We start from the raw sequence: 12,645 nt of genomic DNA on the forward strand, positions 1-12,645 counted from the left end.
AGTGGGCGATAAGGGACTCGAACCCTTTGCGCTCGGTTTTCACAATCATTGTTATTCCGCCGTTTTCCCAGTGTTTCCAACGGTTCCCGCATGGTTCGCATATCACTGCAAATCACTCCAAATCACTGCAATTACCGGAAAAGCGTGGGCAAAATGTGGGCACGGAATCAGAGGTACATGTGCTGTCGCACGTAGGCTTCGACCTCGGCGTTTTCCTCCGGCGTGCCGATAGTCAGCAGCCACACGGCATTGTTCTTGCGCTGAACATTGCCTTTGCGAAGGCATTTGACGAGTCCTGCGGATTCGAGTTTTTTGGCGATCTTGCCTATGCGGTTGTAAGCCAGCTGCTCTCGCTTCGGATTGCGCGGCTCATTGCCGATCGCCACGAGCTCGTCCATTGACTGGGGAAGTGTCATGCCCCAATCGATGGCGATTTTGAGCCAGCCGGAAGCGTAGGTGCGCGGAAGCATGTGCTTTTCCTTGGCGGCTTTGTCCAGCGGCCAGTCAGCGGTGAGCCATGCCATGCGGCTGAGCAGGGCGTATTGCGCGAAGTCGAAGCTGCGTGCGCCCTTGTGGGTGACGGTGAGTTTACCTTGGCTTGCGAGTTCTTCGACTGCCAGCATGTTGCGGTATCCCATTTCGTGGTCCATTTCCGACCTCCAAGCCATGCGTTACAATGGTTTCGGAAGTCTTTGAGTGAGGCTTCATGTTTTACCTCCGTGGTGCCGTTAACACTGCGGAGGTTTTTTTGTTCTGAAACACATTATATGCTAACTTGCAAACATGTGTGTATGGCGTGTTGTAAACAAGGGTGCATATTAACCTTGCAAGTGGAAAATACTAACTTGCAAACATGAAATATACATACATGCATATGTAACATTATTTTCATTCTTTCATACAGCGCCAATGCGCTGAAATAGAAGAATCGGCACGTCCAATCCCCATCTGCGGTAGCTTGAAGCAGAGAGAAGGAAGGGGAGATCCTATGAATGCGAGACTCGACGAAATTGCAGCCTGGAGGCCTGCGCCTTCAGGTGGCCTGGAAAGCGCCGCCAACGAATACGGCTCCCCGACCGTGATTCATCGCACGCCCAGCAGGCTCGTGGAAGAATGCGAGATAGCCTTCGACGCAGGGCTTTTGCTTGCAGCGCTGAGCCTCGTCGTGACTATACCCGACGTCTGCGCAAAAGCCGTCGGTATGAAGTACACCGATTGGTGCGTGAAATACCTGGATCTTCCAAATACCGGCGAGAAGATGAACGCAGAGCGAAAAGACGAGAAGAGCCAAGACGAGATTAGCGATGAGCTCGACGGCATAACGGCGCGAGGTGCATTCACCGCCTCAGACCTCTACCAGCTGCGCTGTGCAGTGGTCCATGCGGGGTCCTCGGTCATCGAGGGCAAAGGAAAGGATTACAGCCCCTACAAAGTCATCGGGGTATGCGTCCAAGGCGACGAGTGCGGAATCGTCGCGAGCTATGGCCATACCGGAGTTGGTGCGGAAAACTTGAAGGCCTGCGCATACGACTGCGTTATCAAGCTCGAAGGCCTCATCTCTCGCATGGCCAAGGGCGTCGTCTCGTTCCTTGAAGAAGATCCCGAGCGGGATTGCGAAAGAGGCATCAAGACAGGGATAGACCGTCGAGGTGTGACGGATTTCAGACCGCTAAGCCGAATCTCCTATCGTTAAAAAAGTGGTTGGATTTTTAGAGATAATATTCGTTAAATTAGTGGTTGGGATTCGGTGGACATCATCTTGATTGTCCAACCAGAGATTTACCAATTTCCAGCCACTTATTTTACATACCCAATATAAAAGCCCCACAAATGTGGGGCAAATCGAAGAGAACGTCACTGCTTGGTGAACGTGCCACAGCCCTGTACCTTGAGCTGCTGGCCATCGCTCACCGTGAGCTGCGGATAGCCGCCGCCAGGCATATCGTTCTGCAGGATGTTGCCGCCGCTGCTGATCTCCCAGTAACAGCGGTCCGTCACGGAATCGCTTGCGCGATACGTTCCGGCGTCGATGTCCCTGCCGACCTGCCACACGCCATCGGACACCGTGGTGCGCTTCGCCTGCCCTACCTCGGTCTTCAACGCATCACGCTGCGCTTCCAGGGTCGTGATGTCGGATTTCAGCTTCTTCGCTTCATCCACGGTGTCGACCGCATCATTGTATTCATCAATCAGGCCATTGTATTTTTTGACCAGCCGATTGTATTTTTTGATGAGATCCGTGTAATCCTCGCTATCATCGGCGATGGCCTGCGCCACCTTATCCATCGCCGCGGAATGCAGGCCGACCGTGTAAGCCACCGGCACCACCGCGATGCACAGCACCGCCAGCGCGGCCACCGTCGCCACCGGCACGTGACGGCTGAGGATACCGGCCAGGGCGCGGAATCCTCGCTGTCTGTCGACGCTCACCTTCCCGGTCGTGACACTGCCGTCATCGGCCGCATCGTCATTACGCTGCTCGCTCATCTCTGTCCCTTCACTCGAGGTTTTTCCCGCCATTCTATGCAAAACCTCCGCCATTCCGGCGGAGTCGGCTCATACGATGCAGACGCGCTCGGCAAGGATCTGCCGATAATCGGCAAGCACCTGCATCGTCACGCCAAGCTCGGCGGCCATATGCCAAGCGTCGCCATCCCACATCTCCTCGGCCATCCCGTAATCCACCGGCGAAATCAACGCCAATGCCGTCTCCTTGCGGCAGCGGCGCTCGCATCTGGCACCATACCGGCTGCCACATCCGAGATCGCGGTAGCGCGCGTGGATCAGCTCATGCTGCATGGTGCAGAGCCTCTGCCGGTCATTGAGCCAGTCGGCAAGCCAGATCGTCCTGAGCCGATCGCAATACAGGCCGCAGGTCGTACCTGGCATGTCGATATCGACGATTCTCACGTGCAGGCCGCGAGCCTGTCTTTCCAGTGCATCGATGGTGATGCGTCTCATTTTCCCCTTCTGCTTGTGGCAAAGGAACCGGCGAAAACGCAGAAAATCGCGCTTTCACCGGTTCCTTGTATGTCATTCTTCCGGCGTCTCGGCCTCAAGCCGTGAGTTCGGGTCTTCGTTCGCGGCCATACCCAGGGCGGCCTTGCTGAGGCCGTCGCGCAGGTACCCGGCCAATTCATCCGGGTGCTCCTGGAGCCTTCTGAGTGTCGCGCGGATCATCGCCTCCTCGTCGGTGGGCTCACGCGCCGCCTCCTCGAGGAGGAGCAGCGCATCGCAACCGAGCGCCTTCGCGATGGCATCGATCTCCTCCGTATTGAAGCACCGCTCGCCGCGCTGCTTCGTGTAATAGGAGTTCCTGCCTATACCCGCCGCCTTGCACAGATCGTCGATGGTCATTCCCTTGTCACGTCGCTTCTGCTCGATTGTCTCCGTGACTCTGCGAGTGAAGTCTGAATCGTATTTGCTCATACTTACAGTGTACCGTTTTCCGGTACTTTTGCAACACACGTACCGAATGCGGTTGCAAATACGTACCGAATGCGGTACGGTGTGAAATATGAAGAAATCCACAAACCTTTCTGAAACATCGGTCACGCTGATCCGAGCGGTCCGTGCCGAAGCCGCAAGAGCTGGCATCAGCACACCGGATCTTGCGGAGAGGATCGGCCGCGACCGCAAATTCCTCTACGACCGATTCGCACTGAAGACTCCATTCAGCACCGAAGACCTGGCCGACATCGCCAAGGCGCTCGGCATTACGACCGAAGACATCATCAAATCGGCCAGACTCGAAGCGCAAAGGCAGAAGCAGGAGGTGGCGGTATGAGCCAGCAACTGTTGAATCCGCCAAAACCGCCGACGCTCCATGAGCCCGGATGCCTGCTGCTCGCATCAAGCGGCTTATACATCCGCCTCCATGAGGACGGCAGCGCCAGCCTCGTGGACGGCATCCAAGACATCACCCTCGCAGACTTCACCTCGGCGGAAATCGAAAACATCGCCTACAACCTCTCCAACAAGATCGGAGCAACAAGATGACATTCCTGGAACAACGAGATCAGATCCTCCAGAATCTGCGCGACCTGCTCACCCAGCTCAGCGAGGAGACCGACGAGACCAGGCGGACGCAACTCGAAGCGAAATGCCGTGAACAACTCGACCTGCTCGAACTCAACGACAATGCGGGAGACACGCGATGAGCTGGATGGACGACGGCGGCTTCGAGATGCAGGCATTCACCGCCCAGGACGGCAGTCCGATGGCGCGAATGAGTTTCCGCACCTCGACCGGCCAATACTACTTCAACTTCACCAAGACCGAAGTGCAACGCGTCCGCCGCGAATGCGGGCGAATCCTCAAGGAAATGGAGGCAGACAAATGACCAGCCATGACCAACTGCGCGACAGCGGACAGGCGGAGAACACGAAGCCGAACTACACGCGCCGCCGCATCCTCTTCGCCATCGTCAGCATCGGCCTCATCTCCAGCCTGACCATCATGCTCACATGGCATGGCGGCAGCACCACCGCCGCGCTCATGGTGGAAGGCGTGTACATCGCCACCGCATTGTGGCTGATCGTCAGATTCGCGCCACGCGACTAAAAGACTTCCCACCAGCCGACAGTCCAACAAAACAAACCAAATCTGGGATGTTTTCGCGGACATCCACGTTCACCATTGTCGGCTGGCGGGAACCATAACTGAATATCGATTATTATCCACGCGCCGACCACATCATGCTTCACATACACTGTCGGCGCATTCGGCTGGGCGACGGTTCGCCCGTCCACGGATTCCAATCCTTCTTCTCTCTCTATCAAAAACGCAGGCACTCCGGTGCTTGCAAACCCTTTCATCCGCCTGACGGCTTTCAGTCACCGTCGGCCACGCCACCGGCCGCGAACGCGTTCAGGTCGCGTTCCAACAGTCAAAGGGGCGCTCGGAATCCAAGGACGGCATCGGTCCGACACCGATGCCAGCCACTCAGCCCCATCCACTCGTCAGGGTGAGGCACACAACTTGCAACAAGCAAAGGACAACCAATGAGCACTGAAATCCAGCCCTTCGAGTTCGAGGGCAACAAGGTCAGGGCACTGGCCGATGGCGATGAGGTGATGTTCGTCGCATCCGACATCGCCAAGATTCTCGGATACCGCGACGCCGCGAACCTCGCCCGCAATCTCGATGATGACGAGAGGGGTATACACGAAGTGAGTACCCCCAGTGGAACGCAGAATATGACGGTTATCACTGAGTCAGGTCTTTACCGTTCAATCCTCAACCGCGAAACCGCCTATGTGAAAGAACCGGAGGCGCAGGCGTTCGTCAAGCGCTTCCAGCGTTGGGTGACTCACGAGGTCCTTCCGTCCATCCGCAAAACCGGCGGCTACATCACGGCGTCCGAGTCGGATTCGGATGAGGACATCATGGCCAGGGCCGTGCTCGTCGCGCAGAAGACCATCGATCGCAAGAACCAGCAGCTTCAGGCCAAGGACGCACAGATCAAGATGTTGGAGCCGAAGGCACGGTTCGCGGACGCCGTGGCCGCAAGCGACGGCACGTGCCTGATCGGAGAACTGGCGAAGATGCTGCGCCAGAACGGTTTGGACATCGGCCAGAACCGACTTTTCGAGATTCTCCGACAGGACGGCTACTTGGGCAAGACCGGCTCGAACCGCAACGTGCCGACCCAGAAGGCCATGAACTTGGGACTGTTCCGAATCAAGGAAACCGCCATCACCCATTCGGACGGCCACGTGACCATCAACCGCACCGCGAAGGTCACCGGCAAAGGCCAGACATACTTCATCAGCCGCTACTGCCCAGACGACCATGAGTGACGATCTGCTTACGCCAGCCGAACTTGCCGCCATGCTCGGCATGAGCGTGCGCACCCTCGCCAACTGGCGGAGCACAGGCAAGGGGCCGCCGTACTTGAAAATCGGCGTGGAACCGCCGGAAGGCCATCAGGACAGGCGCAAAGTCCGCTACCAGCGTCAAATCGCAGAAAAGTGGGCTTTGGCACACAAGTACCGGAGGACGGTGGCGAGATGAGAAACGGCATGTTCGTTCCGGCGACACAGTGCAAAAGCCATCCAGACGTCAAAAGCGATGGGAAGGCACGCGTCGACACCGGCAAGCCGACCCTCACCCAGCAGGGGATCGACGTGGACGCTTTCATCTGTGAAAACCACGCGCTCATCGAAAGACTCAGGAAAGGAACACGTTGAAACACGAATACACAGCCGACGAGCTCGCCGAGCTGAAAAGCATTTACGACGAGTCAGGCGAAGCCGGACTCCAGATCGGCGAAATGCGGGCGTTACGCAAGGCCGGACTCCTCACGCAGGGCCTGCCGGAGAAACCGTCGAAACGAGAACTCATCCTCGCGCACTGCAAAAACCGCATCGACCAAGGCCAACCGTTCGACGGCAAGGAAACGGCCGAAGCGCTAGGCATGAGCCAGAAAACAGTCGGCAACATTCTCAGCCAGCTCCGCAAGGAAGGACTATTGCCGGCCTTCGACAAGCATTCACCACGCAGCAAAGCACAGAAAACAACCACAAGCGGAAAGAAGAAAGAAACCATGACCACCACCACATCGAAAATCACGGCAGCCGACGTCACCGAATCGAAGCTCACGGTAAACGACGTCACCACCGGAACCATCGACGTCAAGCCACAAGCCGCAGCCGACCCACGCGCCATCATCTCCAACGCATTGACCGGCATTTTCGACGCCATCAGCGCATTGCAGCGAACCGCGTTCGAAACCAACGACAAAGTCGTCTACGGGTTCGCCACGAAACTCCTCAACGGCGAACTCATGGACTTGAAAGCCAACTACAGCAAGGAAAACAAGTAATGGACAAGAAAACCCTCAACGAAATCACCGAGAAATACGACAACACCAGTCCAGACCAACTCCGCGCTGACCTCGCCGTATTGACCGCGATCAACAAACGCAGCGGTGAAATCCTCAAAATCATCAAAACCGCATGGGAACACGACCACGATGGTGGAGACAAGGAAACCGTCAACATCGCAGGCATCGAAGCCGGAGAAATCAGCCTCGGCAAAGGCGGCAACGGCAAATACACCGTAACCGACGAACGAGCCTACGGCGCATTATTGCACGACAACGATTTCATGATTCCAGGCGGACAGCCCGCAGCCGAACAGGTCTGGATGCCAAGACGCGAAGCGATGGACGCGAGATACCTCGAAGACATGATCCGCGACCATGACGGCGAACTGCCGGACGGCGTTGAATGGAAGCCGGGAAGGCCGGGCGTGGTCACGTTCCGCAGCACGCGCGGCTTCGTGGACAAACTGTTCAGCGCGGAACTCGCACCAACCGTCATGCGCCTACTGCTCACTGACGGATCGGAAAACAACACTACCAAGAAGGAAACCAAGGAATGAGCAACGAACTCACGCCAATCCAGCCGCAACCGCAACAGCAGATCACATTGCAGGACCAGATGGCTTTCGCCAAAGCGGTATGCCAATCCGACATCATCCCCACCGTGTATCGCGGCAAGCCCGCCAATATCCTCGTGGCGGTAGGCTACGGTGCTCCGCTCGGACTCACGCCGATGCAAAGCCTCCAGGACATCAGCGTCATCAACGGCAAGCCCACCGCTTCGGCCAGCTTTATCGCCAGCCATGTCCGTATGGCGGGCCACAAGCTCCGCATCAGGAAGGACGAGAAGGCGTTGAGCGTGACCGCCACCATCGTGCGGTCCGATGATCCAGACTATCCGATCAGCGTCACGCGCGACAAAGCGTGGGCGCAGCAGATGGGCTTGCTCAACAAGGACAACTACAGGAAGCAGCCTTTGACGATGCTCACGTGGCGTGCGATTACCGCAGTGGCACGCGAAGCGTGCCCTGAAATCCTTTACGGCGTGCAATACTCGCCCGATGAACTCCACGACCTTGATACCAACAGTGACGTGCGGGCGGAAGTCGTTGACGATGAACAGCAGCCGTCACGCCAGAAGCGTCGCGGGTATGGAAGCCGTGCGCGCCAGAATCCAGTCGAACAGGCCGAGCAGCAGCCGCAGGCGTGCACGACCGAACAGGCGGAAGCCATCTTCACCATGCTGCGTGATTGCGGTGTCGCGTCGAACGAGGAAGCCGAGCAAGTGCTGCACCGGCTGACCGGCAAGCATGGATTGAGACCACGACAGGTCAGCCGACAGGACGCGGACAATCTGCTCGCAGCCCCTGATTTCGTGAAACGGAAAATCATGCAGGCATTGCAGGAAATCCGCAACCCACAGCAGGAACAGGTGGAAGTCGTTGACACGACCACCACTGAACAGGAAAACAACACTGATAGCAAGGAGACTGAGTGATGGCAGGGGAGACCGTTATCACGATTGTCGGCAATCTGACCGCCGATCCGGAATTGCGTACGACCCGCAATGGCGGCACGGTGGCGAATTTCAGCATCGCGGCCACACCGCGCACGTTCGACAAACAGTCGAACCAGTGGGTGGACGGGGATGCGCTGTTCCTCCGCTGCTCCGCGTGGCGTGACCTCGCCACTCATTGCGCGCAGAGCCTCGCAAAGGGCATGCGTGTGATTGCGCAGGGTCGTTTGCAGCAGCGCTCCTATCAGGCGCAGGACGGCTCCAACCGCACGGTTATCGAGCTTCAGGTCGATGAGATCGGCCCATCGCTCAAATATGCGACGGCCCAGGTGCAGAAGATGCAGTCAGGCGGATACCAGGGCGGCAACGCCAACGGTGGCGGCTATCAGCAGCCGCAGCAGACACAACAGCAGTCGCAGGCTCCGGCCGATGACCCGTGGGGCGCGCCAGCCGGAGAGCCTGACTTCTGATGCGCGAATGGATAGAGCCACCGGACGTCGAACCGGTATGTCCAATCCATGGGTGCGCGCTGTATCCGGCGCGCCCCATCCCATGCCCCGAATGCGAAATCGAAGCCGAGGAAGAAGAGGCCGACAACTATGAGCGAGATTGATATCGCGATAGGTAGGCAATTGTGGTGGACACAGAACCGTCGAAGCCGCAGCTGGGCAGTGCCATACGCCAGGAAGAAGCAGGTCAAGGCCAAGAGCCTGCTCACCTTCCGAAACCTCATCAACAGTGGCAAGCTCAAAAAGCCCGAGCATTGGCCGGTGCATGTGACCGCCATCATCCACCCACTGACCCACGGACGCTTCGACCCCGAGAACGCGGCCCCAATGGTCAAGGCGATACTCGACGGCATCACCCAGTCAGGCTACTGGCCCGACGACAACGCGGACTACGTGCTCGGCCCGGATTACCGGCTAGGCGAGCCAAGCACTGAAAAAGGCGTCTACCACATCACCATCCGAATCGAAGAAAAGGAACACTAGCCATGGCTACGAACGTGACTGAGAAAGACAAAACACTGCAAGAAGTCATCGACTGGTGCGAAACCAGCATGAGAAGCATCAACGTGGATTGCACAGAAACATCAGCAGACGTGCTGGTATACCTCGGAGAACGGCAAGCGCTTGGAGACGTTGCCGAGCACTGCCGTCACCTGCTCGGCTACAGCGGCTCCATGCCGTCCGAGGTGCCTAATCAAAGCGAGGATACGAAAAAGAGCAGTGTGTTAGACGTTCTGCCGCATGGCATGGGTCTGCGCGTGGAACTTGATTGCGGTGAAGCATACTACCTGAAAAGCGGATGGGCAGGACGCTGGGACGGGATTTATGGGCTTGCTTGCGGATACGAGTCTTACGGAGACGAATATCATGCCGGACACGTTACATGGTTTGAAGATCCGGGTCGCATCGCAATCATGAATAGCCACGTGAAGCTAGCAGTCCCATGGGAGGAACCTGAAACCGAAACCACCAAGGGAATGCTCGAAGCCGAGCGGAAGGCGGCAAACGAATGATCGAGACGATCAAGTATGTGGAATGCGCCCACTGCGGCGAGACTGTCGGCACATACTACGTCACCTGCCCCTACTGCGGCTACCGGCTGTCCGCGCGCAAGCCGACAAGCATGGATCCGCTGTATGGCATGACCGACAGCGAATTCTACAAGCGATTCGGGAGCATGTGATGGAAGATGTTGGAATTCTTCCTTGGCCCCCACCAAGCTTGGCGGAACTCGAAAAAGCTTTGGATTGGATGGACCACAACGGAATCACAAGAGGAGATTAGGCGATGGCTAGACGCGGCTACGTGCAGCTCGTGAACGGCTTCTACGACAACGACAAGATACGTGACCTCGTGCGCATGGGCCGCGCCGATTCCGTTGGCGTGTATTGCATGGCCCTCTCGTTGTGCGGGGACAGGCTCACGGACGGTTTCGTACCACGTCGCGCCATGCTCTCCAACATCGGAGCGACACCGGAACAAGTGCAGGCGCTCGTTGACGAGGGAATGCTTGAAGAGGTGGAGGAAGGATGGCTGATCCACGACTACGCCGAGCATAACCGCACCAAAGAGCAGGTATTGCACGCCAGGAAGAAAAGCGCCGAGCGCGTGGCCAAGCATCGCAACGAATCGGATGTAACGGCGTTACATCGGAACTGTAACGCTGTTACATCGGGACAAACACCAGAACACCAGAACACCAGAACCCAAAAGAAAGATGAAGAAGAATATTCTTCTTCTTCATCCAAAGAAATCGGGCTGAACGACTTCGAGCTGGTCAGGGAGAAAGCCCACGCCAATGCCGTCATAATCCGCGATTACCCGAATCTCGATCTGTCGGACGCGTGGAATGCCTTCGCCGCTCGCCACTACGGCGAGACACGCACCGTCAACGACTGGACACGACTGTGGAAAGGCTGGTGCCAACGCCGCGCCAACATGAGCGGCATACCACCGTCGAAACGCCACATACACACGTGGAAATGCCGCCACGTGCTCGAAGCGCTCGGACGCGACGAAGAAACCGCACAGGCAGACGAAAAGGCCTGCGAATTAGCCGACAAACTCAACAAGGAGAAATCATGAAACATGATAAACCGGAAACCATGTACAGCTTGGAACAGGTAACCATGTACAGCTTGGAATGGTTGGAACACGAGCGCCGCAAGGCATGGCAGGAAGGCTACGCAGCCGGATGGAAAGACCAGGAATGCGACTTCCCGCCACACACAAGCGAAAACCCATACAAGGAGTAGACAAATGAAGAAAATCCTCGAAAACATGATCATCAAGTGGCATCAGGCCGGTTACGCGCTCGACGAAATCGCGCCGCTCGTGCCGCAAGTCCCGAAAGCGGAAGTCGCCGCGATCATCACACGATACGACAAGGAGACTCGACTTTGACCGACTGCCAGCACTGCCACAAGCCCATGAAACCGGCGACGGCGAACCTGCTCTGCGCAAACTGCCGCGAAACCTACTGGACGCTCATCCGCCAACTCGGCCATGTCCAACTGCCCGCCCTGCGCAGCATCATGCTCCGACAGGCCCGCATCGGCACCCCAACACACACGCCAAACAAAGGCAACGCGCCACTGCCCATCGACACCCACGCGCAAGACCTTATCGCAGAATCGGAAGCGTGGCTAGCCGAACAGGCAGGGAAAATCAGAACGGCATACGCTGGATACGATTGGCGGAAAGCATGGTATGCAATCATCAGCAACCGGCACACCATCCTCAACATGAGCACCGCAGCAGACGACTACGCCGCCCTGGAACACATCATCCGACGCAACGAGCAAGCCCTGACGCCGGAAGACGAGCTCATAATCCTTGGCACCTGCCCAAACTGCGACAGCATGCTCACCGGCACGCCGGAAGCCGAGTCGGTCACATGCCAAGGCTGCCACCGTGAATGGGCTGCGCCAGCAATCAAAGCAGCCCGAGACGAAAGACTGTGGCAAGTGCGCATCACCGGCACACCCAGCGATGCGGCCAAGGAGCTGAAACGATACGGCCTGACCGTATCACGCAACCTCATCAGCCAATGGCTCAAACGCGGCAAACTGTCGCACGCCACGCCGACGGAACACAAGCGGCAGTACACGTTCAACCTCGGAGAACTAGCAGCCCTACTTGACTGTCACCGTTGAAATGCTATACTGTCGTATGTTCGTAGAATGGTTCAGCCAGAAAATGGTTGGACCATTTTCCATATCCAGCTTCGGTAGCTCAGCGGTTAGAGCACAAGGGATAGCACAGATACCTAGGACGGATACCTTACCGGCCATGGCTTCCTACTTCTTCAAATCGAATGCCCGTGATGATAAAAAGACAGTGCACCCCACACAAGCGCTGGTTCGACTCCAGCCCGAAGCACCACAAGGCGGTGACCACATGCCAGGAAGAACGCGCAAGACAAGCCGACAATTCGAAAAAGACAAGGCCGCATTCTTCAACCAATGCAAGGCACAGCATGCAGTCTGCTGGTTGTGCGGCATGCCAATCGACTACAACGCAGTCAAGAACACCACAGATGACAGCTTCAACCTCGACCACCTCTACCCAGTCTCGAAGCACCCCGAACTCCAATTCGACCCAGCAGGCTTCAAACCAAGCCACACCAGCTGCAACCGGCTCAGAAGCAACCAAGACCCACCAACACCCATCGGCACACTAAGCCGACAATGGATCAACACAAGCAACTAAAACACCAACCACCAAAGGGATAGGGGCGGTGAAATCCTGAAAACCACCCCGAACCGACCCACTGCCCGCGTGCTGGCTATTCC

The 12,645-nt window shown here is 57.2% G+C and carries 24 protein-coding genes; 20 read left to right on the top strand and 4 right to left on the bottom strand.

Annotation, left to right across the window (positions count from 1 at the left end):
- Positions 1-167: 167 nt before the first annotated feature.
- Complete coding sequence (locus OU26_RS08055) at positions 168-650, bottom strand: hypothetical protein (RefSeq protein ID WP_026647033.1); 483 nt, start codon at positions 648-650, stop codon at positions 168-170.
- 338 nt (positions 651-988) lie between these two features.
- Here OU26_RS08055 and OU26_RS08060 point away from each other — a divergent pair, with 338 nt between their 5' ends.
- Positions 989-1,693, top strand: a complete 705-nt coding sequence (locus OU26_RS08060) for a hypothetical protein (RefSeq protein WP_026647034.1) — start codon at positions 989-991, stop codon at positions 1,691-1,693.
- A gap of 161 nt (positions 1,694-1,854) precedes the next feature.
- Here OU26_RS08060 and OU26_RS09725 read toward each other — a convergent pair whose 3' ends face one another.
- The 3 genes from OU26_RS09725 to OU26_RS09730 all read right to left on the bottom strand — a co-directional run bounded on the left by OU26_RS09725 (position 1,855) and on the right by OU26_RS09730 (position 3,429).
- Entirely contained in the window at positions 1,855-2,487 is a 633-nt protein-coding gene (locus tag OU26_RS09725; RefSeq protein ID WP_051592994.1) for a hypothetical protein, read from the bottom strand.
- A 69-nt stretch (positions 2,488-2,556) separates the two neighbouring features.
- Positions 2,557-2,961, bottom strand: a complete 405-nt coding sequence (locus OU26_RS08070) for an ImmA/IrrE family metallo-endopeptidase (protein WP_026647035.1) — start codon at positions 2,959-2,961, stop codon at positions 2,557-2,559.
- 72 nt (positions 2,962-3,033) lie between these two features.
- Positions 3,034-3,429, bottom strand: a complete 396-nt coding sequence (locus OU26_RS09730; RefSeq protein WP_051592995.1) for a helix-turn-helix domain-containing protein — start codon at positions 3,427-3,429, stop codon at positions 3,034-3,036.
- 88 nt (positions 3,430-3,517) lie between these two features.
- On the opposite strand from OU26_RS09730, the gene OU26_RS08080 reads away from it, so the two are divergent.
- The 19 genes from OU26_RS08080 (at position 3,518) to OU26_RS10565 (ending at position 12,562) form a co-directional block, all read left to right on the top strand.
- Positions 3,518-3,787: a helix-turn-helix domain-containing protein gene (locus tag OU26_RS08080; protein ID WP_026647036.1), complete on the top strand. Its 270-nt coding sequence runs from the start codon at positions 3,518-3,520 to the stop codon at positions 3,785-3,787.
- On the top strand, positions 3,784-3,999 hold the full coding sequence (locus OU26_RS08085; protein ID WP_026647037.1) for a hypothetical protein: 216 nt from the start codon (positions 3,784-3,786) through the stop codon (positions 3,997-3,999). Before OU26_RS08080 ends, OU26_RS08085 begins: the two co-directional genes overlap by 4 nt.
- Entirely contained in the window at positions 3,996-4,160 is a 165-nt protein-coding gene (locus OU26_RS10230) for a hypothetical protein (RefSeq protein ID WP_155809205.1), read from the top strand. Before OU26_RS08085 ends, OU26_RS10230 begins: the two co-directional genes overlap by 4 nt.
- Positions 4,157-4,342, top strand: a complete 186-nt coding sequence (locus tag OU26_RS08090; RefSeq protein ID WP_026647038.1) for a hypothetical protein — start codon at positions 4,157-4,159, stop codon at positions 4,340-4,342. The genes OU26_RS10230 and OU26_RS08090 overlap by 4 nt, the downstream gene beginning before the upstream one ends.
- The gene (locus tag OU26_RS08095) at positions 4,339-4,563 is read left to right on the top strand and encodes a hypothetical protein (RefSeq protein ID WP_026647039.1); all 225 of its coding nucleotides are present in this window, start codon (positions 4,339-4,341) and stop codon (positions 4,561-4,563) included. Before OU26_RS08090 ends, OU26_RS08095 begins: the two co-directional genes overlap by 4 nt.
- 440 nt (positions 4,564-5,003) lie before the next feature.
- Positions 5,004-5,801, top strand: a complete 798-nt coding sequence (locus OU26_RS08100; RefSeq protein WP_026647040.1) for a phage antirepressor — start codon at positions 5,004-5,006, stop codon at positions 5,799-5,801.
- The gene (locus OU26_RS08105; RefSeq protein WP_026647041.1) at positions 5,794-6,015 is read left to right on the top strand and encodes a helix-turn-helix transcriptional regulator; all 222 of its coding nucleotides are present in this window, start codon (positions 5,794-5,796) and stop codon (positions 6,013-6,015) included. The genes OU26_RS08100 and OU26_RS08105 overlap by 8 nt, the downstream gene beginning before the upstream one ends.
- Positions 6,016-6,187: 172 nt before the next feature.
- Positions 6,188-6,826 (top strand): COG3415 family protein, encoded by a 639-nt coding sequence (locus OU26_RS08110; protein WP_026647042.1) that lies wholly within the window; start codon positions 6,188-6,190, stop codon positions 6,824-6,826.
- On the top strand, positions 6,826-7,386 hold the full coding sequence (locus OU26_RS08115) for a hypothetical protein (RefSeq protein ID WP_026647043.1): 561 nt from the start codon (positions 6,826-6,828) through the stop codon (positions 7,384-7,386). The genes OU26_RS08110 and OU26_RS08115 overlap by 1 nt, the downstream gene beginning before the upstream one ends.
- Complete coding sequence (locus OU26_RS09735) at positions 7,383-8,324, top strand: hypothetical protein (protein WP_026647044.1); 942 nt, start codon at positions 7,383-7,385, stop codon at positions 8,322-8,324. The genes OU26_RS08115 and OU26_RS09735 overlap by 4 nt, the downstream gene beginning before the upstream one ends.
- Positions 8,324-8,812 carry a single-stranded DNA-binding protein gene (locus OU26_RS08125; protein WP_033499049.1) on the top strand — a complete coding sequence of 163 codons (489 nt, stop codon included), beginning with the start codon at positions 8,324-8,326 and terminating at the stop codon, positions 8,810-8,812. Before OU26_RS09735 ends, OU26_RS08125 begins: the two co-directional genes overlap by 1 nt.
- A gap of 129 nt (positions 8,813-8,941) precedes the next feature.
- Positions 8,942-9,334 (top strand): RusA family crossover junction endodeoxyribonuclease, encoded by a 393-nt coding sequence (locus OU26_RS08130; RefSeq protein ID WP_026647045.1) that lies wholly within the window; start codon positions 8,942-8,944, stop codon positions 9,332-9,334.
- Positions 9,335-9,336: 2 nt separating this feature from the next.
- A complete protein-coding gene (locus tag OU26_RS08135; protein ID WP_026647046.1) occupies positions 9,337-9,864 on the top strand; it encodes a hypothetical protein in 528 nt (175 codons plus the stop codon).
- On the top strand, positions 9,861-10,034 hold the full coding sequence (locus OU26_RS10310; protein WP_167330428.1) for a hypothetical protein: 174 nt from the start codon (positions 9,861-9,863) through the stop codon (positions 10,032-10,034). The genes OU26_RS08135 and OU26_RS10310 overlap by 4 nt, the downstream gene beginning before the upstream one ends.
- A 104-nt stretch (positions 10,035-10,138) precedes the next feature.
- Positions 10,139-10,936 carry a hypothetical protein gene (locus OU26_RS08140; RefSeq protein WP_026647047.1) on the top strand — a complete coding sequence of 266 codons (798 nt, stop codon included), beginning with the start codon at positions 10,139-10,141 and terminating at the stop codon, positions 10,934-10,936.
- On the top strand, positions 10,933-11,106 hold the full coding sequence (locus tag OU26_RS08145) for a hypothetical protein (RefSeq protein ID WP_026647048.1): 174 nt from the start codon (positions 10,933-10,935) through the stop codon (positions 11,104-11,106). Before OU26_RS08140 ends, OU26_RS08145 begins: the two co-directional genes overlap by 4 nt.
- Before the next feature lie 4 nt (positions 11,107-11,110).
- Entirely contained in the window at positions 11,111-11,254 is a 144-nt protein-coding gene (locus OU26_RS08150; protein ID WP_026647049.1) for a hypothetical protein, read from the top strand.
- On the top strand, positions 11,251-12,006 hold the full coding sequence (locus tag OU26_RS08155) for a hypothetical protein (protein ID WP_026647050.1): 756 nt from the start codon (positions 11,251-11,253) through the stop codon (positions 12,004-12,006). The genes OU26_RS08150 and OU26_RS08155 overlap by 4 nt, the downstream gene beginning before the upstream one ends.
- A 16-nt stretch (positions 12,007-12,022) precedes the next feature.
- Entirely contained in the window at positions 12,023-12,562 is a 540-nt protein-coding gene (locus tag OU26_RS10565) for a hypothetical protein (RefSeq protein WP_237743757.1), read from the top strand.
- Positions 12,563-12,645 lie beyond the last annotated feature (83 nt).

It is taken from the genome of Bifidobacterium ruminantium DSM 6489, assembly GCF_000770925.1.
In the GTDB taxonomy this organism is placed as follows: Bacteria; Actinomycetota; Actinomycetes; order Actinomycetales; family Bifidobacteriaceae; genus Bifidobacterium; species Bifidobacterium ruminantium.